Consider the following 26,408-nt stretch of genomic DNA (forward strand, 5'->3'; position numbering starts at 1 on the left):
GGCGCGCGCCCGTTGCGCCGAAGAGTTGCCGATGTCCTCCCTGCCTCCCGCCATCTTCCTCATGGGCCCGACCGCCGCCGGCAAGACCGACCTGGCGCTGGAACTGGCGCGGCTGCTGCCTTGCGAGCTGGTCAGCGTGGATTCGGCGCTGGTCTACCGGGGCATGGACATCGGCACCGCCAAGCCGTCCAGGGAGATACTCGAACAGTTCCCGCACCGCCTGATCGACATCCGCGACCCGGCCGAAAGCTATTCGGCGGCGGAATTCCGCGCCGACGCGCTGGCGGCCATGGCCGAGATCACCGCGGCGGGGCGCATTCCCCTGCTGGTCGGCGGCACCATGCTGTATTTCAAGACGTTGCTGGAAGGCCTGGCGGACATGCCCGGCGCCGACCCGGCGGTGCGCGCCGAACTCGAGGCCTGGGCCGCGGCCGAAGGCTGGGCGGCCCTGCACGCGGAGCTGCGGCGGGTCGACCCGGAATCGGCGGCGCGCATCCACCCCAACGACCCGCAACGCCTGGTCAGGGCGCTGGAAGTGCAACGCGTCAGCGGCTTGTCGATGAGCGACCACCGCCGTCGCCAGGCGGCTGAAAATGCCGGTGCCAGCGCGCCAGGCGGGGTGCAATTGCCGTATACTGTGGCGCAACTGGCGATTGCACCTCAGCAGCGCCAGGTACTGCACGCGCGAATCGCGCAACGTTTTCGTCAGATGCTGGAACAGGGCTTCATCGCCGAGGTCGAAGCACTTCGCGCGAGAGACGACTTGCACGCCGCTCTGCCATCCATTCGTGCCGTGGGCTACCGACAGGTATGGGAATACCTCGAGGGCAAACTGTCCTACGCTGAGATGGAGGAGCGCGGCGTGATTGCCACCCGGCAACTAGCCAAGCGCCAGTTCACCTGGCTGCGCAGCTGGGGCCATCTACACTGGTTGGACAGTCTGGCAGGCGACAATCTGCCGCGTGCCTTGAAATATCTTGAGGCGGTCTCCATATAGGTTCGAGACCATAATTCAGCCGTCTATCCTTGGGGTTACCGACGGCAACAAGCCATTCGACTACTACTAAATCTATTGATTCCCTAAAGGAGTGCGGCATATGTCAAAAGGGCATTCGCTACAAGACCCTTACCTGAACACCCTGCGCAAAGAGCGCGTACCGGTCTCCATTTATCTGGTGAACGGCATCAAACTGCAAGGTCAGATCGAATCCTTCGACCAGTTCGTGATTCTGCTGAAGAACACTGTCAGCCAGATGGTCTACAAGCACGCCATTTCCACCGTCGTGCCCAGCCGTCCGGTGCGTCTGCCCAGCGGCGATCAACCGGCCGAGCCGGGCAACGCTTGACGGTAGCCCGCCTTGTTCTTTGAGCGCCCGGGTGGTGGGGAACGGGCCATTCTGGTGCATCTGGAAGGTCAGGACCCCGAGGCGCGCGAAGACCCGCAGGAATTCCAGGAGCTGGCCCGTTCGGCGGGTGCGGAGTCGGTGGCGTTCGTCAACGTTTCGCGCCATCAGCCGTCGGCCAAGTTCCTGATCGGCAGTGGCAAGGTCGATGAGCTGCGCGACCTGGTGCAAGTCCAGGAAGTCGAGCTGATCATCTTCAACCACACCTTGACGCCCAGCCAGGAACGCAACCTCGAACGCGTCCTCGAATGCCGGGTGCTCGACCGTACCGGTCTGATTCTCGACATCTTCGCCCAGCGCGCCCGCACCCACGAGGGTAAGCTGCAGGTGGAGCTGGCCCAGCTCGAGCACATGAGCACGCGCCTGGTGCGCGGCTGGACCCACCTGGAAAGGCAGAAGGGCGGTATCGGCCTGCGCGGCCCGGGTGAAACCCAGCTGGAAACCGACCGCCGCCTGCTGCGCGCACGCATCCGCCAGATCAAGCAGCGCCTGGAGAAGGTCCGCAGCCAGCGCGAGCAGGCCCGCCGTGGCCGGCGCCGGGCGGAAATCCCCTCGGTTTCGCTGGTCGGCTACACCAACGCCGGCAAGTCCACCCTGTTCAACGCCCTGACCACGTCCGAGGTCTACGCGGCCAACCAGCTGTTCGCCACCCTCGACCCGACCCTGCGCCGGCTCGAGCTGGAGGACGTCGGCCCGGTCGTGCTGGCCGACACCGTGGGCTTCATCCGTCACCTGCCGCACAAGCTGGTCGAGGCCTTCCGCGCTACGCTGGAAGAGTCGAGCAACGCCGACCTGCTGCTGCACGTGATCGACGCCCACGAGCCGGAGCGCGACGCGCAGGTGGAGCAGGTGCACGCGGTGCTGACCGAGATCGGCGCCAACGAGCTGCCGATGCTCGAGGTGTACAACAAGATCGACCTGCTGCCGGACATGGACGCGCGAATCCAGCGCGACGAGACCGGCAAGCCGGTGCGGGTCTGGCTTTCCGCCCGTGACGGGCGCGGGCTGGAACTGCTGGAAAAGGCGGTGGCCGAGCTTCTGGGCGACGACCTGTTCGTCGGCACGCTCTGCCTGCCGCAGCGCCTGGGGCGCCTGCGCGCGCAGTTCTTCGAGCTGGGCGCGGTGCAGTCCGAGGACCATGACGAGCAGGGACGCGCCGTTTTGCAGGTTCGCCTGCCGCGTGTCGAGTTGAACCGCCTGGTCAGCCGCGAGGGATGGCAGCCGGCGGAGTTCATTGCGCAACACACTTTGCAATAAAGCCCGGGACGGTGCTTTTGGCACCGAGGCGGGCATTCGGTAGCATGGGTGGTCGCGCCGCAGGCGCGTTTCGCGTTACTAGATGGAGAGCGCTATGGCTTGGAACGAGCCGGGTGACAACTCGAACAAGAATGATCAGGACCCCTGGGGTGGGCGCCGTGGTGGCGGCCGCCAGGGCCCTCCGGATCTCGATGAGGCCTTCCGCAAGCTGCAGGACAGCCTCAATCGCATCTTCGGCGGCAAGAAGCCGCGCGGCGGCAGCCCCGTCGGCGGCAAGGGCGGTGGCCTGGGCCTGTTCGGCATCGGCCTGGCCGTGCTCGCCGTGCTCTGGCTGTACAACGCCATCTACGTGGTGGACGAGCAGGAGCAGGCGGTCATCCTGCGCATGGGCAAGTACTACGACACCGTGGGCCCGGGCCTGAACTTCTACTTCCCGCCGATCGACCGCCGGTTCCAGGAGAACGTCACCCGCGAGCGTGCCTACAGCAAGCAGGGGCAGATGCTCACCGAGGACGAGAACATCGTCGAGGTTCCGCTGACCGTGCAGTACAAGATCAGCAACCTGAAGGACTTCGTGCTCAACGTCGACCAGCCCGAGGTCAGCCTGCAGCACGCCACCGAGAGCGCCCTGCGCCACGTGGCCGGTTCCACCACCATGGACCAGATCCTCACCGAGGGCCGCGAACAGATGGCCACCGATGTGCGCGATCGCCTGCAGCGCTTCCTGGACACCTACAAGACCGGCATCACCGTCACCCAGGTGAACATCCAGAGCGCCGCCGCCCCGCGCGAGGTGCAGGAAGCCTTCGACGACGTGATCCGCGCCCGCGAGGACGAACAGCGCGAGAAGAACCAGGCCGAGGCCTACGCCAACGGCGTGGTGCCCGAAGCCCGTGGCCAGGCCCAGCGCATCATCGAGGAAGCCAACGGCTACCGCGACGAGGTGGTGTCCCGCGCCGAGGGTGAGGCGGATCGCTTCAGCAAGCTGGTCGCCGAGTACCGCAAGGCGCCCGAGGTGACCCGCGAGCGCCTGTACCTGGACTCCATGCAGGACGTGCTGTCGCAGAGCAGCAAGGTGCTGGTCACCGGGCAGCAGGGGCAGAACAACCTGATCTACCTGCCGCTGGACAAGATGATCGACGGCCGTGGCTCGGCGACCCCGGGCAGCGGCACGTCAGGCACGACGAGCAGCACGCCGGACATCGGCTCGCGGGTCGCCAGCGACCTGCAGCAACGTGACCTGCGCACCAGGGAGAGCCGCTGATGAGCAACAAGTCCCTGATCGCCCTGATCGCCGCCGTGGTGGCTGCCGTGGCGCTGTGGAGCAGCATCTACGTGGTGCAGCAGACCGAGCGTGCGGTGCTGCTGCGCTTCGGCCGCGTGGTCGAGCCGGACGTGCAGCCCGGCCTGCACTTCAAGATTCCGTACGTCAACCAGGTGCGCAAGTTCGACGGCCGCCTGCTGACCCTGGACTCGCCGACCCAGCGCTTCCTCACCCTGGAGAAGAAGGCGGTGATGGTCGACGCCTACGCCAAGTGGCGCGTCTCCGACGCCGAGCGCTTCTACACCGCGACCTCGGGCCTCAAGCAGATCGCCGACGAGCGCCTGTCGCGGCGCCTGGAGGCCGGCCTGCGCGACCAGTTCGGCAAGCGCACCCTGCACGAGGTGGTGTCCGGCGAGCGCGACGCCCTGATGGGCGACATCACCGCGTCGCTCAACCGCATGGCGCAGAAGGAGCTGGGCATCGAGGTCATCGACGTGCGCGTCAAGGCCATCGACCTGCCGAAGGAAGTCAACCGCAGCGTGTTCGAGCGCATGAGCACCGAGCGCGAGCGCGAGGCCCGCGAGCACCGCGCCAAGGGCCGCGAGCTGGCCGAGGGCATCCGCGCCGACGCCGATCGCCAGCGCCGCGTGCTGCTGGCCGAGGCCTATCGGCAGTCCGAGGAAACCCGCGGTGAGGGCGACGCCAAGGCGGCGGCGATCTACGCCAAGGCCTACAGCCAGGACCCGGAGTTCTACGCCTTCACCCGTAGCCTCAAGGCCTATCGCGACAGCTTCGCCGACAAGAAGGACGTCCTGGTGCTGAGCCCGGAAAACGAGTTCTTCCGATACCTGGAGAAGTCCAAGCCCTGAGTGGGGTTCTCCGGCGGGCGGCAGCGCCCGCCGGAGAAAACGTGTTATCATGGGTCAGCCGGGAAATCCCGGCTTTTTTGCGTCCGCGAGATCTGTGTACAAGGGCCATGTGGCAGGAATTCGGCAAAGCGTTCTGTCTGTTGCTGGTGCTGGAGGGCATCCTCCCTTTCCTGTATCCGCGTGGCTGGCGTGAGGCCGTCAGCGGGCTCGGTCGCCTCGACGACCGGCGCCTGCGGCTCATCGGGCTGGGCAGCATGCTGCTCGGCACCGGCCTTCTTTACTGGATTCACTAGATGAATTGCCGCCCGGCTGAAAGGGGAGAGGCGACATGGCAACGGTAGACCGCTGGCTGCTGCCAGATGGGATCGAAGAAGTGCTGCCACCTGAGGCGGCGCGCGTCGAAGCAGCCCGCCGTCAGGTGCTGGACCTGTTCCAGCGCTGGGGTTACGAGTTCGTCGTCACCCCGCACATCGAATACCTGGAGTCCCTGCTGACCAGTGCCGGCCAGGACCTGGACCTGCGCACCTTCAAGGTCACCGACCCGGCCTCGGGCCGGCTCATGGGGTTCCGTGCGGACATCACGCCGCAAGTGGCGCGCATGGACGCCCACAGCCTGCGCCGCGAGGGCCCGAACCGCCTGTGCTACGCCGGCAGCGTGCTGCATGCCCGCCCGCGTGCCCTGGCCACCTCGCGCAGCCCGATCCAGCTGGGTGCCGAGCTTTATGGCGACGCCAGCCCGGCGAGCGACGTCGAAGTCATCAGCCTGATGCTCGACATGCTGGCCATGGCCGAGGTGCCGGACGTGCACATGGACCTCGGCCACGTCGGCATCTACCGTGGCCTGGCCCGTGCCGCCGGCCTGTCCGGCGAGGCCGAGCAGGCCCTGTTCGACGCCCTGCAGCGCAAGGCGGTGGATGAAGTCGCCGCGCTCACCGACAGCCTGCCGGCCGAACTCGCCGGCATGCTCCGCGCCCTGGCCGAGCTGTGCGGCAGCCGCGAGGTGCTGGAGCAGGCCGCCGCGGTGCTGGCCGGCGCGCCGGCGGTGGTCAAGGCCGCCCTGGCCGACCTGGTCGCCATCGCCGACGCCCTGGCGCAACGCTTCCCGCAGCTGCCGCTGTACTTCGACCTCGGCGAGCTGCGCGGCTACCACTATCACACGGGGGTGGTGTTCGCCGCCTTCGTGCCCGGCGTCGGCGAGTCCATCGCCCAGGGTGGTCGCTACGACCACATCGGCGCCGATTTCGGCCGCGCGCGGCCGGCCACCGGCTTCTCCACCGACCTGAAGACCCTGGTGACCCTGGGCCAGGCTCAGCTGGACGCGCCGGTGCAAGGCATCTGGGCGCCGGCCGAAGGGGCCGGCCTCTGGCAGGCGGTGCAGCAGCTGCGCCGCGACGGACGGCGCGTGGTTCAGGCGCTGCCCGGGCAGGATGCGGCTTCGGCGCGCGAGGCGGGTTGCGATGCGCAACTGCAGCTGCGCGAAGGCAATTGGCAGGTGGTGCCCTTCTGACCCGTGATCGACGGGCACCGCGAGTTTCCGCCGGCCGAGGCCGGCACCGAATTTCCACTATGGGGACAAGTGTTATGGGTAAGAATGTCGTAGTCCTGGGCACCCAGTGGGGTGATGAGGGCAAAGGCAAGATCGTCGACTTGCTCACCGACCAGGCTGCTGCCGTGGTTCGTTACCAGGGCGGCCACAACGCCGGCCACACCCTGGTGATCGACGGCGAGAAGACCGTGCTGCACCTGATTCCGTCGGGCATCCTGCGCGAAGGCGTGCAGTGCCTGATCGGCAACGGCGTGGTGCTGGCGCCCGACGCGCTGCTGCGCGAGATCGCCAAGCTGGAAGAGAAGGGCGTACCGGTGCGCGAGCGCCTGCGCATCAGCCCGTCCTGCCCGCTGATCCTGTCCTTCCACGTGGCCCTCGACCAGGCCCGCGAAAAGGCCCGCGGCGACGCCAAGATCGGCACCACCGGCCGCGGCATCGGCCCGGCCTACGAAGACAAGGTCGCCCGTCGCGGCCTGCGCGTGGCCGACCTGTTCCACCGCGAGCGCTTCGCCGCCAAGCTGGGCGAGCTGCTGGACTACCACAACTTCGTCCTGCAGAACTACTACAAGGAGCCGGCGGTCGACTTCCAGAAGACCCTGGACGAGTGCATGGCCTACGCCGAGCAGCTCAAGCCGCTGCTGGCCGACGTCACCTCGACCCTGCACGACCTGCGCCGCGCCGACCAGAACATCATGTTCGAAGGCGCCCAGGGCTCGCTGCTGGACATCGACCACGGCACCTATCCGTTCGTCACCAGCTCCAACACCACCGCCGGCGGCACCGCCACCGGTTCCGGTTTCGGCCCGCTGTACCTGGACTACATCCTGGGCATCACCAAGGCCTACACCACCCGCGTGGGCTCGGGCCCGTTCCCGACCGAGCTGTTCGACGACGTCGGCGCGCACCTGGCCAAGGTCGGCCACGAGTTCGGCGCCACCACCGGCCGTGCCCGCCGTTGCGGCTGGTTCGACGCCGTGATCCTGCGTCGCGCCATCGAGATCAACAGCCTGTCCGGCCTGTGCCTGACCAAGCTGGACGTGCTCGACGGCCTGGAAACCGTGCGCATCTGCACCGGCTACAAGAACGCCGCCGGCGAACTGCTGGTCGACGCGCCGACCGACGCCGACAGCTACATCGGCCTGCAGCCGGTGTACGAAGACCTGCCGGGCTGGAGCGAATCCACCGTCGGCGCCAAGACCCTGGAAGCCCTGCCGGCCAACGCCCGCGCCTACATCAAGCGCATCGAGGAGCTGGTCGGTGCGCCCATCGACATCATCTCCACCGGCCCGGACCGCAACGAGACCATCGTCCTGCGCCATCCGTTCGGCTGATCCGCCGCGGCGCTAGCTGCTGCGAAGGGTGTGAAGAGCCGCTTCTCCTGATGGGGAAGCGGCTTTTTCGTTTGGGGCTGGGGCTCTTCGTAGGAGCGAGCTTGCTCGCGAACCGTGCCAGCCGGTGGCGTAGGTGTCTTGGGTTTACTCCGCTCCCTCTCCCTAACCCTCTCCCTGAAGGGAGAGGGTTAGGGAGAGGGTGCTCTCGGGGCGAACGCCAAACGCTCACCAATAAACACCCTTCGCGAGCAAGAACTAGGCGTCCCCCTCGCTCCTACGAAAAAGCCCCCAACCCCACTCCGCCGGTAAATGGCCACCTCGACGGCACGCCCCTTGCTGGCAAATGGCATCGGCGCATCCCGCGCCAGTATTCCGTTACCCGAGGAGGCACTCCGTGTCCGCCGTCCTTTCGCTTTTGCGCAGCCGCCTGCTGCGCCCCGTGTTCATCGCCCTGGGCCTGGCGCTGCTGGTGCAGTTGCTGATCGCCCTGTGGCTCACCCGCAGTACCGTGGACCAACTGGTGGCCGACCTGGGCGAACGCCTGGGCGGCCAGTCGCAGCGCCTGGCCGGCGAACTGGAGCGCGCCGGTGGCGAGCTGAGTTCCGGGCTGACCGAGTTGTCCGCCCGCACCCGCGAGCGCCTTGGCGCCGCCTTGTCGGCGCGCCTGGAGGAGGAGCGTGGTGAAACCCGCCGGAGCCTCGAACAGAGCCTGCGGCAATCCGCCGAGCAGCTCGCCCAACTGCTCGCCGCCGTGGCGCCCAAGGCCATGTGGGACAATGACGTGCCGACGCTCTCCGAGTACGCCCGGCGCGCCCAGGCCAACCCCAACGTGCTCTTCGTGGTCTACGACGATGCCCAGGGGCAGCACCTGACGCGCTACCTCAACCGCGAGGACCCGCGCATCCAGGCGCTGCTCGCCAAGGGCCAGGGCGAGCGGGCCCTGGACAAGGTGCTGGAGGCGGCGGCCCACGACGATTCGGTGATTCTCGCCAGCGTGCCCATCAGCCCCAATGGCGTGGTGATAGGTACCGTGCGCCTGGGCATTTCCACGGCCGAGGTGGAAAAGCAGGTGGAGGCCCTGGACAAGCGCTTCTCCGCCCTGATCGCCAGTGGCGACCAGCTGGTGGCCGACAGCCTGGCCGGCGCCGCCGCGGACAGCAACAAGGCGCTGAGCGCACGCCTGCAGGCGGCGCAGCAGGCGGCTGGCGAGATGAGCCAGGGCGCCCGCGGAGCGGTGGAAGCCTCCGCCAGCAGCCTGCGCTGGCACATCGGTCTGGGGCTGTTGCTGGTGGGGCTGGGTGTGCTGCTGGTGCTGGCCCTGGTGCTCGGGCGGCGGGTGGTCAATCGCCTGCGCCTGTTGATCGATGCGCTCGACGACCTGGCGGCCGGGGAGGGCGACCTGACCCGCCGCGTGCGCCTGGACAGCCGTGACGAGGTGGGCGAGATGGCGACCGCGGTGAACCGCTTCGTCGACAAGCTGCAGCCCATCGTCCGCGAGGCGGGGCAGGTGGCGCAGCGCACCGGCAGCGAGATCGCCGCGCTGGCCTCGCGCAGCGCCAGCGCCGAGGCGGCCGCCGACCGCCAGCGCAACGAGGTGGCGGGCAGCCTGGAGGCGCTCGCCGGCATGGCCGCGGAGGCCCAGCTGGAAAGCCAGGCCATGCAGGAGGCGCTGCTGCGCGTGGCGTCCATCCGCAAGGCGGCCGACGACAACGCCGCCATCGCCCGGCGCGTCGGTGGCCTCATCGAGACCCTGGAGTCCCGCGTGCAGAGCGGCGCCGGGGTGATCGAGAAGCTGGCGCAGCAGAGCGAGCAGATCGAGGTGGTGCTGTCGGTGATCCACGGCATCGCCGAGCAGACCAACCTGCTGGCGCTCAACGCCGCCATCGAGGCGGCCCGCGCCGGCGAGAGCGGCCGCGGCTTCGCCGTGGTGGCCGACGAGGTGCGGGCGCTGGCGAGCAAGACGCAGCAATCCACCGGCGACATCCAGACGCATATCGACGCCTTGCAGCGTGGCGCGCGCGAGGCGGTGGAGGCCATCGGCCAGGCGCGCGAGCAGGCGGTGCAGGGGCTGGCCGCGCTGCATGACAGCGAGCGCCTGCAACGCGAAGTGCAGCGGGCCGTGGAGGAGGTGCATGGCGCCATCGAGTCGGCGGCCCATGCCGCCGAGCAGCAGGCCGCCGGTGCGGTCGCGGTGCGCGGGCGCGTCGAGGTGATCCACGTCGAGGCGGGGCGCGCCGCGGAAGCCGTGGCGGCAACCGCCAGCAGCGGGCGTGTGCTGGATGGCCTGGCGGCGCAGCTGCGCGCCAGCCTGGGGCAGTTCAAGGCATGAGGAGAGGGGCCGGGCGATGTGCCCGGCCCGCACCTGCGAACGACGGAAACGAAAAAGCCGAGCAGTGCTCGGCTTTTTCGCTTGAAGATGGTGCCCAGGAGAAGACTCGAACTTCCACGGTGTTGCCACCGCTAGGACCTGAACCTAGTGCGTCTACCAATTCCGCCACCTGGGCATGCTTTTCAGCATGGGGTGCGATGATCGCTCATCGTCTTGCGGTATTGCAACCTTTCGGTCGCTTCGGCGTCTCAATGTCCGGTTATCAGGGTTCCGAACCGCCGCGATACAGCCATTGGCTCTATCGTGAAAAATGGTGCCCAGGAGAAGACTCGAACTTCCACGGTGTTGCCACCGCTAGGACCTGAACCTAGTGCGTCTACCAATTCCGCCACCTGGGCACTGGATGCGATGATTGCTCATCGATTCCGTGTTACAACGTCTCAGCGACGCTGTGGGCGCGAACTATACGGAGCCCACTTTGGCTTGTAAACCCCTGATGCGATAAAAAATTTATTCTTGGTCAAAGCTGACCGACGAGCGGATTTCGCGCTTCAATAAGCAGATGACGCTCATATCTATAGACGAATAAGGTGCTCTCACCCTGATGGCCGATTGGCAAACCCTCGATCCCGAGGCCGCCCGCGAAGCGGAAAAATACGAAAACCCCATCCCCAGCCGCGAACTCATCCTGGCGCACCTCGCCGAACGCGGCGCGCCTGCGACCCGCGCGCAACTGCTGGAAGAATTCAAGCTCGCCGACGAGGAGTCGGAAGAAGCCCTGCGCCGTCGCCTGCGCGCCATGGAGCGCGATGGCCAGCTCATCTATACCCGCCGCGGCGCCTACGCCCCGGTGGACAAGCTCGACCTGATCCGCGGCCGCATCGCCGGCCACCGCGACGGCTTCGGCTTCCTGATCCCCGACGACGGCAGCGACGACCTGTTCCTCAGCCCCACGCAGATGCGCCTGGTGTTCGACGGCGACCGCGCCCTGGCGCGGGTCTCCGGCTTCGACCGCCGCGGCCGCCGCGAAGGCGCCATCGTCGAAGTCATCGAGCGGGCCCACGAGACCCTGGTCGGCCGCTACTTCGAGGAAGGCGGCATCGGCACCGTGGTCGCCGACAACCCGAAGATCCAGCAGGAAGTGCTGATCGCCCCGGGCAAGAACGGCACCGCCAGGCACAACCAGTTCGTCCAGGTGCGCATCGACCAGTGGCCCAGCGTGCACCGCCAGGCCCAGGGCGAGGTGGTGGAAGTGCTGGGCGACTACATGGCGCCGGGCATGGAGATCGAAGTCGCCCTGCGCAGCTACGACATCCCCCACGTCTGGCCCGAGGGCGTGGAGAAGGAAGCGGCCAAGCTCAAGCCCGAGGTGGCGGAGAAGGACAAGGAGAAGCGCGTCGACCTGCGCGCCCTGCCGTTCGTGACCATCGACGGCGAGGACGCCCGCGACTTCGACGACGCCGTCTATGCCGAGAAGCGCAAGGGCGGCGGCTGGAAGCTGTACGTCGCCATCGCCGACGTCTCCCACTATGTGAAAGTGGGCTCGGCGCTGGACGAGGAGGCGGCCAAGCGCGGCAACTCGGTGTACTTCCCCGAGCGCGTCATCCCCATGCTGCCGGAAATCCTCTCCAACGGCCTGTGCTCGCTGAACCCGCTGGTCGACCGCCTGGCCATGGTCTGCGAGATGAACCTGTCCAAGGCCGGCAAGATGACCGGCTACCAGTTCTACGAGGCGGTCATCCACTCCCACGCGCGGCTCACCTACACCAAGGTCAGCCAGTACCTGGAGACCCCGGACAGCCCCGAGGCCGCGCGCCTGGCCGAGCAACTGCCGAACGTGGTGCCGCACCTGCGCACCCTCTATGACCTGTACAAGGTGCTGGTCGCCGCCCGCCACGTGCGCGGCGCCATCGACTTCGAGACCCAGGAGACGCGCATCGTCTTCGGCGCCGACCGCAAGATCTCGGAGATCCGCCCGACCCAGCGCAACGACGCGCACAAGCTGATCGAGGAATGCATGCTGGCGGCCAATGTGGCCACCGCCAAGTTCCTCGAGAAGCTGGAAATCCCCGCGCTGTACCGCGTCCACGACGGCCCGCCGCAGGAGAAGCTGAACAACCTGCGGCAGTTCCTCGGCGAGCTGGGCCTGACCCTCTACCGCGGCAAGGGCGAGCCGACCCCCGGCGACTACCAGGCGCTGCTCGAGTCCATCCAGGGCCGCCCGGACTTCCAGCTGATCCAGACGGTGATGCTGCGCTCGCTCAGCCAGGCGGTGTACAGCCCGGAAAACCACGGCCACTTCGGCCTGAACTACGAGGCCTACACCCACTTCACCTCGCCGATCCGCCGCTACCCGGACCTGCTGGTGCACCGCGCCATCCGCAGCGTGGTCCGCTCCAAGCGCGAGACCGACCTGGTGCAGCGCGCCGGCGCCGCCGGCATGGCCAAGGCGCGCATCTACCCGTACGACGAGCCGCGCCTGGAACAGCTCGGCGAGCAGTGCTCGATGACCGAGCGGCGCGCCGACGAGGCCACCCGCGACGTCACCAACTGGCTGAAGTGCGAATACATGCGCGACCGCGTCGGCGAGACCTTCGACGGCGTGATCACCGCGGTCACCGGCTTCGGCATCTTCGTCGAGCTGACCGACATCTATGTGGAAGGCCTGGTGCACGTCACCGCGCTGCCTGGCGACTACTACCACTTCGACGCCGTGCACCACCGCCTGGCTGGCGAGCGCACCGGGCGCAGCTTCCGCCTCGGCGACACCACCCAGGTGGTGGTGGCGCGGGTCGACCTGGACGAGCGCAAGATCGACTTCGAACTGGCCGACAACGTGCTCAGCGCGCCCATCGGCCGCAAGAAGCGCGGCGACAAGGCCGAAGCGGCCAAGCCTGCCAAGGCCGCCAAGCCGGCCAGGGCCAAGGGCCAGCCGCGCGAGCTGGCGCAGGAAGTGCCGGAGCCGCCGCTGCCCAGCGTGCAGCCGCGCAAGCGCAAGGTCGGCGTGGTCCAGGCGTTGCCCTCGGTCGCGCCGGAAATGCTCGCCAAGGCCGACGAGATGCTCGGCAACACCGACGTCAGGAAGAGCCGCGCGCTGAAGCAGGCGCTGCTCGACGAGGCCAAGGTGGGCGGCAAGCGGCCGCCGGCCAAGGCCCAGGGAAAGCCGGCGAAGAATGCCAAGGCCGCTGCGGAGAAGCCGCGCAAGCCGTCGAAACAGAAGGCCAAGGCCGCCAAGCCGAGCAAGCATCGCAAGGGGCCGTCCAAGCCCAAGGCGGAAGGCACCGGCACCGGCCAGGGCGACGCGGCAAGCAAGCGTAAGGCGAAGCCATGAGCCAGTGGGAAAAGGTCTACGGCGTACACGCCGTGGAGGCGTTGCTGCGCCACCACCCCAAGCGCGTCAAGCAGCTGTGGCTGGCCGAGGGCCGGCACGACCCGCGGGTCCAGGCGCTGGTGGAACTGGCCGGGCAGATGCGGGTGCCGGTGGGCACCCGTGAGCGCAAGGAGCTCGACGAGTGGGCCGAGGGCGTGCACCAGGGCGTGGTCGCCGAGGTCAGCCCGAGCCAGGTGTGGGGCGAGAACATGCTCGAGGAACTGCTCGAGCGCTCCCCGGGGCCGGCCTTGCTGCTGGCCCTGGACGGCGTCACCGACCCGCACAACCTCGGCGCCTGCCTGCGTACCGCCGATGCCGCCGGGGCGCTGGCGGTGATCGTGCCCAAGGACAAGTCGGCGACCCTCAACGCCACCGTGCGCAAGGTCGCCTGCGGCGCCGCCGAAGTCATCCCGCTGGTGGCCGTGACCAACCTCGCGCGCACCCTGGAGAAGCTCCAGCAACGCGGCCTGTGGGTGGTCGGCACGGCCGGCGAGGCGACCCAGACCCTCTACGAACTGGACCTGACCGGGCCCACGGTGCTGGTCATGGGCGCCGAGGGCAAGGGCATGCGCCGCCTGACCCGCGAGCACTGCGACTACCTGGCCAAGCTGCCCATGGGCGGCAGCGTCAGCAGCCTGAACGTGTCGGTGGCCACCGGGGTTTGCCTGTTCGAGATCGTCCGCCAGCGCCAGGTGAAAAAGGCCTAAGAGCGGCTGCAAGCGACAAGCGACAAGCTGCAGGCAAGGGCGAAGAGCCAGTCCCGTCCCCCCTGTAGGAGCGAGCTTGCTCGCGAACCAAACCCGGCACCGTGCCCACCCGGTTCGCGAGCAAGCTCGCTCCTACGAAGAGCCCCGCACATGCTCTTCGCCTGCAGCCTGCAGCCTGCAGCCTGCAGCCTGCAGCTGCTCAATTATTCATCAATCCGCCTTGCGCCAACCCACCCCTTTCCCTAGAATGTCGCCCCTTGCCGTCCGGGCAGGCGTTTACGCGTCCATCCGTCGGCAAGTCAAAAAGACATTCACTCCTTGCCTGACCGCATCGTCGGCAGGCTGCAACCCGTAAGGAGCATTTATGCGTCATTACGAAATCGTGTTCCTGGTTCACCCGGACCAGAGCGAACAAGTCGGTGGCATGGTCGAGCGTTACACCAAGGTCATCGAAGAAGACGGTGGCAAGGTTCACCGCCTGGAAGACTGGGGCCGTCGTCAGCTGGCTTACGCCATCAACAACGTGCACAAGGCTCACTACGTTCTGCTGAACGTCGAGTGCAGCGCCAAGGCCCTGGCCGAGCTGGAAGACAACTTCCGCTACAACGACGCCGTCATCCGTAACCTGGTGATCCGTCGCGACGAAGCCGTTACCGGCCAGTCCGAAATGCTGAAGGCCGAAGAGAGCCGCAACGAGCGCCGCGAGCGCCGCGAGCGTCCCGACGCCAACGAAAACGAGTCCGCTGACGGCGAAGACAGCCGCGACAGCGCCGACGAGTAATCCCGGACCAGTATTGAGGAGCCGATAACATGGCACGTTTCTTCCGTCGTCGTAAGTTCTGCCGTTTCACCGCCGAAGGCGTCAAGGAGATCGATTACAAGGATCTCAACACCCTGAAGGCCTACGTTTCCGAAACCGGCAAGATCGTTCCGAGCCGCATCACCGGCACCAAGGCCAAGTACCAGCGTCAGCTGGCGACCGCCATCAAGCGCGCTCGCTACCTGGCCCTGCTTCCCTACACCGACAGCCACGGCCGTTGATCGGGCAGTCGACGTAGCTTTGATGGATAGATCGCATGCGCGCATTGGCTGAATTCGTCATGCGAGGCCGCATGCAGGCGACCCTGGTGGTCGTCGCAGCCGCGGTACTGCAGCCGTTCTTCTGGCTCGGTGCCGCCGCCGGCAGCCTGGTGCTGCTGCGCCGCGGAGCCGGCGATGCCATTGGCATCCTGGCCTGGGCGCTGCTCCCGGCCCTGGCCTGGTGGTACCTGGGCGACCCCACGGTCACCCTGGTGATGCTGGGTTCGGCGGCCCTGGCGCAGGTGTTGCGCACCAGCATGTCCTGGAATCGGGTCATGCTGGCCAGCGTGGTGTTGGGCGTGTTCTTCGTGCTGCTGTTGAGCACGGTGTCCGCCGGCCTGGTTGCAGGCCTGGCGGAGGCGTTTGGCAAGGTGCTGCCGCAGGTACTGTCGGAAGCGAAGCTTTCGGCGGACCAGCAGGCCGAGCTGCAAGCGGGGTTGGTCCCGGCCATTACCGGCCTGCTGGCCGCCTCGTTGCAGCTGATCAGCCTGTTGTGCCTGATGCTGGCGCGCTACTGGCAAGCGGCGCTGTACAACCCGCAAGGGTTCGGCCGCGAGTTCCGCGCGCTGCGCCTGGCGCCGCCGGTGGCCATCGCGCTGCTGCTGGGCGTGCTGGTGGTGCCGTTGCTGGGCCCGCAGTTCGCCGTGGTGGCGCCGCTGTGCAGCGTGCCGCTGCTGTTGGCCGGGCTCGCGCTCGGCCATGGGCTGGTCGCGCTGAAACGCCTGCCGGGGTTCTGGCTGGTGCTGTTGTACGGCCTGGCGCTGGTGCTGGGGAATGTGATCTGTCTGGTTGCTGTCGTCGATAGTCTGTTTGATTTTCGTGGTCGCCTGGTACGTCGCCAGGGCTCCACGAACGGTGAAGGTTAAAAGTTAAGAGGTAAGACTCAAATGGAAGTCATCCTGCTGGAAAAGATCGCCAAACTGGGCAACCTGGGCGACAAACTGAACGTCAAGGGCGGCTACGCCCGTAACTACCTGCTGCCGCAGGGCAAGGCCACCGCCGCCACCCCGGCCAACGTCGCTGCTTTCGAAGAGCGCCGCGCCGAGCTGGAAAAGGCTGCCGCCGCGAAGAAGGCTGACGCCGAAGCTCGCGCCGCCCAGCTGGCCGAACTGATCGTCACCATCGGCGCCCACGCCGGCGACGAAGGCAAGCTGTTCGGTTCGATCGGCACCCGCGACATCGCCGAAGCGGTTTCCGCTGCCGGCTACCCGCTGGAAAAGGCCGAAGTGCGCCTGCCCAACGGTGCCCTGCGCACCGTCGGCGAATACGACATCGAAGTGCAACTGCACACCGACGTCGAAGCGACCCTGCACGTGGTCGTCGTCGCCGAGTAAGCGATCCGTCGCTGCGACGCCGTGCACACCTTGCGTGGACGCGGCAGTTCGCTAACATCGGGCACGGTACCGCCGAGCGGTATCGTGCCCTTTGTTTTTCTGCTGCCCCCTGATTCCTTTACGCCGAGCCCATGAACGACATCACCGTCCCCGAGCAGTACGACCTGCAAACGGCATCCCTCAAGGTGCCGCCGCATTCGATCGAAGCCGAGCAGGCGGTGCTGGGTGGCCTGATGCTCGACAACAACGCCTGGGAGCGGGTCTCGGACGCGGTGTCCGATGGCGACTTCTACCGCCACGACCACCGGCTGATCTTCCGCGCGGTGTACAAGCTCGCCGAAGGCAACCAGCCGATCGACGTGGTGACGCTCTCCGAGCTGCTGGAGCGCGAAGGCCAACTGGCCCAGGTCGGCGGCCTGGCCTACCTGGCGGAGCTGGCGAAGAACACCCCGTCGGTGGCGAACATCAAGGCCTATGCGCAGATCATTCGCGAGCGCGCCACCCTGCGCCAACTGATCGGCATCAGCAGCGACATCGCCGACAGCGCCTTCAACCCCGAAGGCCGCAGCGCCAACGAGGTGCTCGACGAAGCCGAGAGGAAGATCTTCGAGATCGCCGAGGCGCGGCCGAAGACCGGCGGCCCGGTGGGCATCGGCGACATCCTGGCCAAGACCATCGATCGTATCGATCACCTGTTCAATACCGACGAGGCGCTGACCGGCATCTCCACCGGCTTCACCGACCTCGACGAGAAGACCAGCGGGCTGCAGCCGGCCGACCTGATTATCGTCGCCGGCCGTCCGTCCATGGGCAAGACCACCTTCGCCATGAACCTGGTGGAAAACGCCCTGATGCGCAGTGACAAGACGATCCTGGTGTACTCCCTGGAGATGCCCTCGGACTCGATCGTGATGCGTATGCTCGCGTCGCTGGGGCGCATCGACCAGACCAAGGTCCGTTCGGGCAAGCTCGACGACGACGACTGGCCGCGCCTGACCTCGGCGGTCAACCTGCTCAACGACCGCAAGCTGTTCATCGACGACACTGCCGGCATCTCGCCGTCGGAGATGCGTGCGCGTACCCGGCGCCTGGCCCGTGAGCACGGCGAAATCGGCTTGATCATGGTGGACTACCTGCAGCTGATGCAGATTCCCGGCTCCTCCGGCGACAACCGCACCAACGAGATCTCCGAGATCTCCCGCTCGCTCAAGGCGCTGGCCAAGGAGTTCAACTGCCCGGTGGTGGCGCTGTCGCAGCTCAACCGCTCGCTGGAACAGCGCCCCAACAAGCGTCCGGTGAACTCCGACCTCCGCGAATCCGGGGCGATCGAGCAGGACGCCGACGTGATCATGTTCGTCTACCGCGACGAGGTGTACCACCCGGAGACCGAGTTCAAGGGCGTCGCCGAAATCATCATCGGCAAGCAGCGTAACGGCCCCATCGGCACGGTGCGCGTGGCCTTCCTCGGCAAGTACAGCCGCTTCGACAACCTCGCCCCGGGGATGTACAACTTCGAAGACGAATAACCCTCCCTGCGGGGAGCGCCGTGTTTTTGTAGGAGCGGGCCCTGCCCGCGATTCGCGCGCAGGGCGCGCTCCTACAGGTGAATGCCGCGGGTGGCGTGGCGTAGGAGCGGATCTCATCCGCGATCCGCGCCGAAACCTCTAGCCATCGCGGACAAGGTCCGCTCCTACGCCCATGTTTTTCTGCGGCGGCGGCGGGGCGGTTATGCTCCTCGTTCTGCTCAGCTTGTAGCTCGGGACCCCCATGCGCCCCCTCATCGCCCATATCGATCTCTCCGCCATCCAGCACAACTACGCCCTGGCCAAGCGCTGCGCGCCGGGCCGCGAGGCGTTCGCCGTGGTCAAGGCCAATGCCTACGGGCATGGCGTGCGCGAGGTGGTGACCGCGCTGCATGACGACGCCGACGGCTTCGCCGTGGCCTGCCTGGAGGAGGCCGCCGAGGTCCGGGCGCTGCACGGCACCGCGCGCATCCTGCTGCTGGAGGGCTGCTTCGAGCCGAGCGAGTGCCTGGTGGCTTCGCAACTGCGCCTGGACATCGCCGTGCAGGGGCCCGAGCAACTGGCGACGCTGCTGGCCAGCAGCCTGCCGCGCCCGCTCAACGTCTGGCTCAAGCTGGATTCGGGCATGCACCGCCTGGGCTTCTCCGCCGCGGCCCTGCGCGCGGTCTTCCCGAGCCTGCGCGGCGCCGCGCAGGTCGCCGAGCTGAACCTGATGAGCCACTTCGCCTGCGCCGACGAGCGCGGCCACACGCTCACCGAGGACCAGCTGGAATGCTTCCTCGGCCTGCTCGACCTGGACTTCGACCAGCGCTCGCTGGCCAACTCCGCCGCCGTGCTGGGCATCCCGGCGGCGCACATGGACTGGATCCGCCCCGGCATCATGCTCTACGGCGCCTCGCCCTTCGCCGACCTGGGCGCGGCCGAGATGGCCCTGCGCCCGGCCATGAGCCTGCACGCGCAGGTGATGGCCATCCGCGAGGTAGCGGTGGGCGAGAGCGTCGGCTATGGCGCCACCTGGGTGGCCGGACGGCCATCGCGCATCGGCACCGTCAGCTGCGGCTACGCCGACGGCTACCCGCGCCATGCGCCCAGCGGCACGCCGGTGCTGGTCGACGGCCGCCGCGCGCCGCTGGCCGGACGGGTCTCCATGGACATGCTGGCGGTGGACCTCACCGACCTGCCCGACGTGGCCGTCGGCGCCCCGGTGGAACTCTGGGGCGCGCAGTTGCCGGTGGACGAGGTGGCCGCCAACGCCGGCACCATCGGCTACGAACTGCTGACCAAGGTCACTGCGCGGGTGCCTCGCAAGTACAGCGCCTAGACCAACCGGTCCGAAGTCTTCAGCGTCTCCAGCCAGAAGTCGCCGTTGCCGCCGTCCTCCCCGGCCAGCGCGTAGCTGGCCCGGCCGCTGCCCTTGACCTGGTACAGCGCCTGGTCGGCGGCCTTGTACAGCTTGGCGAACTGCAGGGCGTGGCGCGGGTAGATGGCCACGCCGATGCTCGGGGTGATGCTCAGCTCCAGGCGGTCGAACTGCACCGGCCGCGACAGCTCGCTGAGCAGGCGCACGGCGATCTCCCGGGCGTGGCCTTCGGCGTCGGGGCCGGACACCAGCGCGGCGAACTCGTCGCCGCCCAGGCGCGCCACGCAGTCGCTGGAGCGCACGCACTGGCGCAGGCGGTGGCCGACGTGCTGGAGCATGAAGTCGCCGGCGTCGTGGCCGTGGGTGTCGTTGATCGGCTTGAAGTGGTCGAGGTCGATCAGCATCAGCGCCAGGCTCTCGCCGTGCTGCTGGGCGTGCTGCAGCGCCTGCTCGGCGTGCTCCACCAGGTAGCGGCGGTTGGGCAGCCCGGTGAGCGGGTCGTTGTGCGCGGCATGGCGCAACTGGGCCTCGCGTTCCAGCAGCAGGCGGTTGCTCTGCGTCAGCTCGGCGGTGCGCGCCGCCACGGCCTGTGCCAGGTCGTTCTGCGCGCTCTGCAGCAGGGTCATGCGCGCGCTCTTCTCGCGGTTGGCCTGTTCCAGGGCCTGGGCCTTCTCGCGCTTGAGTTCCTGGATGCGCGAGGTCAGGGCGAAGGAGAACAGGATGGACTCCATGGCCACCGATACCGGGAACAGGTAGGCGGTGGTCGGTGACGGCTGCACCACGCCCAGGGCGCGCATCACCGAGATGCTCACGCTGGACAGCACCAGGCCGAAGCCCACCAGGTACAGGCGCGCCGGCAGGGAGCCCTGCAGCGAGCGGGTGATGGCCGCGCCGAGCGCTGCCGGGATGCCGACGAAGGTGGTGGTGGCCAGCACCCAGCCGGCCTCGGAGCGGCCGACGAAGACGTTGAGCAGCACCGAGGCGACGTACAGCAGGCAGTTCAGCGTCAGCAGGTGGTGCGCCCAGGGCACGTTGCGGCGGGTCTGCAGCAGCGTCTGGGTGAAGCGGGTGACGCACAGGCCCCACAGCGAGGGCAGGGTGATGCGGTTCAGCCACCAGGGCACCGCGGCGTCCGGCCAGAGCAGCTCGAAGGCGTGGCCGGTCATGCCCATGCTGAACAGCAGGGCGAAGCCGGTGGTGAGCACGTACCAGAAGTAGGCGCGGTCGCGCAGGCTGACCAGGATGAACAGGTTGTACAGCAGCAGCGCGGCGATCAGCCCGTAGACGCCGCCGAGGAACAGGTTGGTCTCGGCGCGGTGGTCCTGCAGGTCGTCCTGCGACCAGATGCGCAGCGGGAAGGAATTGCCGGCCGGGTCCAGGCTGCGCAGGTACAGGCGCAGCGGGCCCTCGCCGGCGGGCAGGTGGAACACCGGGCGGCGGTAGCTGCGGTCGCGGCCTTCGGCGAAGGGCACCGCTTCGCCCGAGCGCAGCTCGCGGTAGCCGCCCTGGCCGTCGGGCAGGTACAGGCGCAGGTCGAGCAGGTTGACCGCGTCCACCTCCAGCCACCAGCCGCCGGGCGGGGTGGCCTGGCGCTCCAGGTCCAGGCGCAGCCACCAGGGGTTGGGGCTCTGGCCGACGCTGGTGCGGCCCCTGGCGGGCACGAAGGCGGCGTCCCGCTCGCGCGCCTGTTGCAGGTCCAGGCGCGCGCCCGGGTCTTCCAGCAGCATCAGGCCGTCGTTCAGCCAGCGCCCGCTGGCCCGTTCGTCGAGTACCAGGGGCTGGGCCGCGGCGCTGGCGCAACCGAGCAGGAGAAACAACAGACACCACAGATGACGCACGGCTGACACTCCCTGTTCCCGGCCGCTGCGGCCAAGCCTGTTGATACGGTGGAGCGAGTATAGCCAGTTGCCATCGCGGCGGCTCCGCCAATCGTCCGCGTCCGGCGGTCGTCCGGCGCCGGGAAAAACCCCAGTGCTCCGGTCGGAATTGTTCACTTTTTGTGCTATATTCCGCGCCCGCGTTTTTGCGCCCCCTATTCCTAGAGATACCCCGGTGCCCGTGATGCAAGCCGCCAAGCCGCTGTTCGACTATCCCAAGTTCTGGGCCGAGTGTTTCGGCCCGGCGCCCTTCCTGCCGATGAGCCGGGCGGAGATGGATCAGCTGGGCTGGGATTCCTGCGACATCATCATCGTCACCGGCGACGCCTACGTCGACCATCCGTCCTTCGGCATGGCCATCATCGGCCGCCTGCTGGAAGCCCAGGGCTTCCGCGTGGGCATCATCGCCCAGCCCGACTGGCAGTCGAAGGACGACTTCATGAAGCTGGGCAAGCCGAACCTGTTCTTCGGCGTGGCCGCCGGCAACATGGACTCGATGATCAACCGCTACACCGCCGACCGGAAGATCCGCTCCGACGACGCCTACACCCCCGGCGGCAACGCCGGCAAGCGCCCGGACCGCGCCAGCATGGTCTACAGCCAGCGCTGCCGCGAGGCGTACAAGGGCGTGCCGATCGTGCTCGGCGGCATCGAGGCCTCGCTGCGCCGCATCGCCCACTACGACTACTGGCAGGACAAGGTCCGCCATTCCATCCTGATGGACGCCAAGGCCGACATCCTGCTGTTCGGCAACGCCGAACGCGCCGTGGTGGAAGTGGCCCAGCGTCTGTCGGCCGGCGAGCCGATCGAAGCGATCACCGACGTGCGCGGCACCGCCTTCGTGCGCCGCGACACCCCCGAGGGCTGGTTCGAGCTGGACTCCACGCGCATCGACCGTCCGGGCAGGATCGACAAGATCATCAACCCATACGTCAACACCCAGGACACCGCCGCCTGCGCCATCGAGCAGGACAAGGGCCCGCAGGAAGACTCCAACGAAGCCAGGGTGGTGCAGCTGCTGCCCAACCCGAGGTTGACCCGCGAGCACACCGTCATCCGCCTGCCGTCCTTCGAGAAGGTGAAGAACGACCCGGTGCTCTACGCCCACGCCAACCGCGTGCTGCACCTGGAGACCAACCCCGGCAACGCCCGGGCCATGGTGCAGCGCCACGGCGAGGCCGACGTGTGGTTCAACCCGCCGCCCATCCCGCTGACCACCGAGGAAATGGACTACGTCTTCGGCCTGCCGTACGCCCGCGTGCCGCACCCGGCCTACGGCGGCGAGAAGATCCCGGCCTACGAGATGATCCGTTTCTCGGTGAACATCATGCGTGGCTGCTTCGGCGGCTGTACTTTCTGCTCCATCACCGAGCACGAGGGGCGGATCATCCAGAACCGCTCGGAAGACTCGATCATCCGCGAGATCGAGGAAATCCGCGACAAGGTGCCGGGCTTCACCGGGGTGATCTCCGACCTCGGCGGGCCGACCGCCAACATGTACCGCATCGCCTGCAAGGACCCGGAGATCGAGAAGCACTGCCGCAAGCCGTCGTGCGTGTTCCCCGGCATCTGCGACAACCTCGACACCGACCACTCCTCGTTGATCCAGCTGTACCGCCGCGCCCGCGACCTGCCGGGGGTGAAGAAGATCCTCATCGCCTCGGGCCTGCGCTACGACCTGGCGGTGGAGTCGCCGGAGTACGTCCGCGAGCTGGTCACGCACCACGTCGGCGGCTACCTGAAGATCGCCCCGGAGCACACCGAGCAGGGCCCGCTGTCGAAGATGATGAAGCCGGGCATCGGCAGCTACGACCGCTTCAAGCAGATGTTCGAGAAGTACACCAGGGAGGCGGGCAAGGAGCAGTACCTGATCCCGTACTTCATCGCCGCGCACCCGGGCACCACCGACGAGGACATGATGAACCTCGCCCTGTGGCTCAAGCGCAACGGCTTCCGCGCCGACCAGGTGCAGGCCTTCTACCCCTCGCCGATGGCCACCGCCACGGCCATGTACCACTCGGGCAAGAACCCGCTGCGCAAGGTCACCTACAAGAGCGAGGGCGTGAACATCGTCAAGGGCGAGCGTCACCGCCGCCTGCACAAGGCCTTCCTGCGCTGGCACGACCCGAACAACTGGCCGATGCTGCGCGAGGCGCTCAAGGACATGGGCCGCGCCGACCTGATCGGCAACGGCAAGCACCAACTGATCCCCACCCACCAGCCCGACGGCGACGGCGGCTACCAGAGCGCCCGGCGCAAGAACTCCACCCCGGTGGGCAGCAAGAAGGCCGGCAAGCCGCTGCTGACCCAGCACAGCGGCCTGCCGCCGCGCGCCAGCGACGGCTCGCGCCCGTGGAACAAGGACGAGGAGGGCAAGGCCGCGGCCTACGCCAAGGGCAAGAAGCGCACCACCAAGCGCCAGCCGAACATACCGCGCTGAGAAGCATGACCGATGACGGGGCCGCAAGGCCCCGTTTTCGTTTTCCGGGCTGCTTTCGTAGGAGCGAGCTTGCTCGCGAACGGAGCCTACCGGCAACGACGGAGCCTAGGATAAGTCCGCCCCTCTCCCCAGCCCTCTCCCTGAAGGGAGAGGGCTGGGGAGAGGGGCGGAGGTCGGTCTGATACCAGCGTATCCGGGAAACGCCGTTCGCGAGCAAGCTCGCTCCTACAGGAAGGGAACCGCGTCCGGTCTATCCATCGAAACATTTTGGTACTATAGTTCCAGAATCATAAAAACAAGACCGGAGACCCCCGCCATGCGTCGCGCCGCCCTGTCCCTCCTCAGCCTCGCCGTGCTCCTGGCCGCCTGCGGCGAGCAGGACAAACCCACCGCCGCGGTCAGCGCGGACTTCCAGAAAGACCTGCAGGCCCGGCTGATCAAGGCCAGGCCCGGCGAGGTCATCGCCATCCCCGCCGGCACCTACCACCTGGACCGCGGCCTCAGCCTCAAGGTGGACGGCGTCACCATTCGCGGCGACGGCATGGACAAGACCATCCTCAGCTTCCGCAACCAGAAGGCCGGCGCCGAAGGCCTGCTGGTGGACGCCTCGGACTTCACCATCGAGAACCTGGCCATCGAGGACAGCAAGGGCGACGCGCTCAAGGTCCTGGGCGGGAAGAACATCGTCATCCGCAACGTGCGCACCGAGTGGACCAACGGCCCGGCCACCGAGAACGGCGCCTACGGCCTGTACCCGGTGCAGACCGAGAACGTGCTGCTCGAAGGCAACGTGGCCATAGGCGCGTCCGACGCCGGCATCTACGTCGGCCAGTCGCGCAACGTGGTGGTGCGCAACAACCGCGCCGAGCGCAACGTCGCCGGCATCGAGATCGAGAACACCATCGGCGCCGACGTCTACGACAACGTCGCCACCGGCAACACCGGCGGCATCCTCGTCTTCAACATGCCCAACCTGCAGCAGCCGGGGCGTGGCAGCCGGGTGTTCAACAACGACGTGCAGGGCAACAACCACGACAACTTCGGCCACAAGGGCACGCCGGTGGCCAGCGTCCCGGCCGGTTCCGGGGTGGTGGTGAACTCCAACGACGACGTGGAGATCTTCGGCAACAGGATCGGCGACCACAAGACAGCCAACGTCATCATCAGCAGCTACTACAGCACCAACTACTCGGACAAGGCGACGCAGCCGAACTTCGACCCCTACCCCGAGGGCATCTACATCCACGGCAACACCTTCGGCCCCGGCGGCGACAGCCCCGACCACCTGGAGCTGAAGGCGCTGAAGATCGCCAAGTTCGGCCTGAACGGGCGCCTGCCGGACATCCTCTGGGACGGCTACGTGAACCAGAAGAAGCTGGTCGACGGCAAGCTGCCGGACGACCTGGCCATCTGCATCGACAACGGCGACGCCGGCATCGTCAACGTCGACGGCCCCAACGGCTACAAGAACATCAGCACCGACATGAGCGGCCACCGCTGCAAGCTCAAGCCGCTGCCGAAGATCGAACAGGCCGGCCTGGGCGAGAAGGGGGGCAAGGCATGACGCGAGCCGCCCGCGCCTGGCTGTCGCTCGCCCTGGCCGTCGCCCTGGCCGGGTGCGGGCAGGAGGCGAAGCCGCGCTACCAGCCCGAGGGCGACGACTACCCGCAGGTCCTCAGCGGCTGGGGCATGCTGCGCCTGGGCGACGGCCACCTGAAGCCCGCGCCAGAGGTGCTGCCCTACGACCTCAACACCCCGTTGTTCACCGACTACGCGCACAAGCTGCGCACGGTGTGGATGCCCGAAGGGCAGGCGGCGAAATACGCCGACGACCACTTCGACTACCCGCTGGGCACGGTGCTGACCAAGACCTTCTACTACCCCACCGACGGCCAGGGCCAGTTGCTGGAGAACGCCCAGGACGACCGCGACCCGCAGCAGGGCCTGGACCTGGCGAAGGTGCGCCTGGTCGAGACCCGCGTGCTGGTGAAGCAGAAGGACGGCTGGACGGCGCTGCCCTACGTGTGGGACGCCGAGCAGAAGGAAGCCCGCCTGGAGCTGGCCGGCGACAGCCAGGCCCTGGAACTGCGGGATGCAGCCGGGCAGAAGGTGGCCTTCACCTACATGGTGCCGGACGCCAACCAGTGCTCCGAGTGCCACGCCGAGGCCAAGGGCGCCGGCATCGCCCCGCTGGGGCCCAAGGCCCGGCACCTGAACAAGGACTTCGCCTACGCCGAAGGCAGCGACAACCAGCTGCTCCATTGGCAGGCGCGCGGTTTCCTGCAAGGCCTGCCGGAACTGGCGCAGGTGCCGCGCAACGCCCTCTGGGGCCACCCGCGCGAAGGCGAGAGCCTGGAGCAGCAGGCGCGCAGCTACCTCGACGCCAACTGCGGCCACTGCCACAACCCCAAGGGCGCGGCGCGCACCTCGGGCCTGTACCTCGATGCCCACGCCGAGCTGGGGGTGAACTACGGCTTCTGCAAGCAACCGGTGGCGGCCGGCGGCGGCACCGGCGGGCGCCGCGAGGACATCCACCCGGGGCACCCGGAGCTGTCGGTGCTGACCTACCGCGTCGGCAGCGACAAGCCCGGGGAGATGATGCCCGAGCTGGGGCGCGCGCTGGTGCACAAGGAAGGGCTGGAGGTGCTGGAGCGGTGGATCGCTTCGTTGCCGGGGAGTTGTAGCTGACGCCGTTCCACCCATCCTACGCCGCCCCAT

21 protein-coding genes and 2 tRNA genes are annotated in these 26,408 nt (G+C 67.7%); 20 read left to right on the plus strand and 3 right to left on the minus strand.

Annotated features, from left to right (window positions below; genetic code table 11):
- Positions 1–31: 31 nt before the first annotated feature.
- The 9 genes from miaA to CHC02_RS02800 all read left to right on the plus strand — a co-directional run bounded on the left by miaA (position 32) and on the right by CHC02_RS02800 (position 9,999).
- Positions 32–997, plus strand: a complete 966-nt coding sequence (gene miaA / locus CHC02_RS02760) for a tRNA (adenosine(37)-N6)-dimethylallyltransferase MiaA (RefSeq protein ID WP_089389991.1) — start codon at positions 32–34, stop codon at positions 995–997.
- A 100-nt stretch (positions 998–1,097) separates the two neighbouring features.
- The gene (hfq, locus tag CHC02_RS02765) at positions 1,098–1,346 is read left to right on the plus strand and encodes an RNA chaperone Hfq (RefSeq protein WP_003095657.1); all 249 of its coding nucleotides are present in this window, start codon (positions 1,098–1,100) and stop codon (positions 1,344–1,346) included.
- Positions 1,347–1,358: 12 nt separating this feature from the next.
- Positions 1,359–2,660 (plus strand): ribosome rescue GTPase HflX, encoded by a 1,302-nt coding sequence (gene hflX, locus CHC02_RS02770; RefSeq protein WP_089389992.1) that lies wholly within the window; start codon positions 1,359–1,361, stop codon positions 2,658–2,660.
- 94 nt (positions 2,661–2,754) lie between these two features.
- Complete coding sequence (hflK, locus tag CHC02_RS02775) at positions 2,755–3,924, plus strand: FtsH protease activity modulator HflK (RefSeq protein WP_089389993.1); 1,170 nt, start codon at positions 2,755–2,757, stop codon at positions 3,922–3,924.
- Positions 3,924–4,793 carry a protease modulator HflC gene (gene hflC / locus CHC02_RS02780; protein ID WP_089389994.1) on the plus strand — a complete coding sequence of 290 codons (870 nt, stop codon included), beginning with the start codon at positions 3,924–3,926 and terminating at the stop codon, positions 4,791–4,793. The genes hflK and hflC overlap by 1 nt, the downstream gene beginning before the upstream one ends.
- Before the next feature lie 107 nt (positions 4,794–4,900).
- Entirely contained in the window at positions 4,901–5,086 is a 186-nt protein-coding gene (locus CHC02_RS02785) for a DUF2065 domain-containing protein (protein ID WP_009613466.1), read from the plus strand.
- A gap of 35 nt (positions 5,087–5,121) precedes the next feature.
- On the plus strand, positions 5,122–6,300 hold the full coding sequence (locus CHC02_RS02790; RefSeq protein WP_089389995.1) for an ATP phosphoribosyltransferase regulatory subunit: 1,179 nt from the start codon (positions 5,122–5,124) through the stop codon (positions 6,298–6,300).
- Between the two features lie 74 nt (positions 6,301–6,374).
- Positions 6,375–7,670 (plus strand): adenylosuccinate synthase, encoded by a 1,296-nt coding sequence (locus CHC02_RS02795; RefSeq protein WP_089389996.1) that lies wholly within the window; start codon positions 6,375–6,377, stop codon positions 7,668–7,670.
- A gap of 394 nt (positions 7,671–8,064) precedes the next feature.
- Positions 8,065–9,999, plus strand: a complete 1,935-nt coding sequence (locus CHC02_RS02800) for a methyl-accepting chemotaxis protein (protein ID WP_089389997.1) — start codon at positions 8,065–8,067, stop codon at positions 9,997–9,999.
- 88 nt (positions 10,000–10,087) lie between these two features.
- On the opposite strand, the gene CHC02_RS02805 is transcribed toward CHC02_RS02800, so the two are convergent.
- Positions 10,088–10,174, minus strand: a tRNA-Leu gene (locus CHC02_RS02805).
- Between the two features lie 136 nt (positions 10,175–10,310).
- Positions 10,311–10,397 (minus strand) — tRNA-Leu (locus CHC02_RS02810).
- A gap of 206 nt (positions 10,398–10,603) precedes the next feature.
- On the opposite strand from CHC02_RS02810, the gene rnr reads away from it, so the two are divergent.
- The 8 genes from rnr (at position 10,604) to alr (ending at position 19,334) form a co-directional block, all read left to right on the plus strand.
- Positions 10,604–13,330, plus strand: a complete 2,727-nt coding sequence (gene rnr / locus CHC02_RS02815) for a ribonuclease R (protein WP_089389998.1) — start codon at positions 10,604–10,606, stop codon at positions 13,328–13,330.
- Positions 13,327–14,076 (plus strand): 23S rRNA (guanosine(2251)-2'-O)-methyltransferase RlmB, encoded by a 750-nt coding sequence (gene rlmB / locus CHC02_RS02820; protein ID WP_089389999.1) that lies wholly within the window; start codon positions 13,327–13,329, stop codon positions 14,074–14,076. The genes rnr and rlmB overlap by 4 nt, the downstream gene beginning before the upstream one ends.
- A gap of 364 nt (positions 14,077–14,440) precedes the next feature.
- Positions 14,441–14,857, plus strand: coding sequence for a 30S ribosomal protein S6 (gene rpsF / locus CHC02_RS02825; RefSeq protein ID WP_074983333.1), 417 nt, complete (start codon positions 14,441–14,443; stop codon positions 14,855–14,857).
- A gap of 29 nt (positions 14,858–14,886) precedes the next feature.
- Positions 14,887–15,117, plus strand: a complete 231-nt coding sequence (gene rpsR, locus CHC02_RS02830) for a 30S ribosomal protein S18 (RefSeq protein WP_003095634.1) — start codon at positions 14,887–14,889, stop codon at positions 15,115–15,117.
- A 35-nt stretch (positions 15,118–15,152) separates the two neighbouring features.
- Positions 15,153–16,022, plus strand: coding sequence for a hypothetical protein (locus CHC02_RS02835; RefSeq protein ID WP_089390000.1), 870 nt, complete (start codon positions 15,153–15,155; stop codon positions 16,020–16,022).
- A 21-nt stretch (positions 16,023–16,043) separates the two neighbouring features.
- The gene (rplI, locus tag CHC02_RS02840) at positions 16,044–16,490 is read left to right on the plus strand and encodes a 50S ribosomal protein L9 (protein ID WP_009613455.1); all 447 of its coding nucleotides are present in this window, start codon (positions 16,044–16,046) and stop codon (positions 16,488–16,490) included.
- 131 nt (positions 16,491–16,621) lie between these two features.
- On the plus strand, positions 16,622–18,016 hold the full coding sequence (gene dnaB, locus CHC02_RS02845; RefSeq protein WP_089390001.1) for a replicative DNA helicase: 1,395 nt from the start codon (positions 16,622–16,624) through the stop codon (positions 18,014–18,016).
- A 241-nt stretch (positions 18,017–18,257) separates the two neighbouring features.
- A complete protein-coding gene (gene alr / locus CHC02_RS02850; protein ID WP_089390002.1) occupies positions 18,258–19,334 on the plus strand; it encodes an alanine racemase in 1,077 nt (358 codons plus the stop codon).
- Here the strand turns inward: alr and CHC02_RS02855 are convergent.
- The gene (locus CHC02_RS02855; protein WP_089390003.1) at positions 19,331–21,211 is read right to left on the minus strand and encodes a diguanylate cyclase; all 1,881 of its coding nucleotides are present in this window, start codon (positions 21,209–21,211) and stop codon (positions 19,331–19,333) included. The two genes, alr and CHC02_RS02855, sit on opposite strands and share 4 nt — an antisense overlap.
- Before the next feature lie 223 nt (positions 21,212–21,434).
- Here CHC02_RS02855 and CHC02_RS02860 point away from each other — a divergent pair, with 223 nt between their 5' ends.
- From CHC02_RS02860 to CHC02_RS02870, 3 genes are all read left to right on the plus strand, one after another.
- Positions 21,435–23,690 carry a YgiQ family radical SAM protein gene (locus CHC02_RS02860; RefSeq protein WP_089390004.1) on the plus strand — a complete coding sequence of 752 codons (2,256 nt, stop codon included), beginning with the start codon at positions 21,435–21,437 and terminating at the stop codon, positions 23,688–23,690.
- Positions 23,691–24,006: 316 nt separating this feature from the next.
- Positions 24,007–25,254, plus strand: a complete 1,248-nt coding sequence (locus CHC02_RS02865) for a parallel beta-helix domain-containing protein (protein WP_089390005.1) — start codon at positions 24,007–24,009, stop codon at positions 25,252–25,254.
- Complete coding sequence (locus CHC02_RS02870; protein WP_089390006.1) at positions 25,251–26,378, plus strand: SO2930 family diheme c-type cytochrome; 1,128 nt, start codon at positions 25,251–25,253, stop codon at positions 26,376–26,378. The genes CHC02_RS02865 and CHC02_RS02870 overlap by 4 nt, the downstream gene beginning before the upstream one ends.
- Positions 26,379–26,408: the final 30 nt, after the last annotated feature.

Origin of the sequence: Pseudomonas delhiensis (assembly GCF_900187975.1) — a bacterium.
Lineage (GTDB): Bacteria > Pseudomonadota > Gammaproteobacteria > Pseudomonadales > Pseudomonadaceae > Pseudomonas > Pseudomonas delhiensis.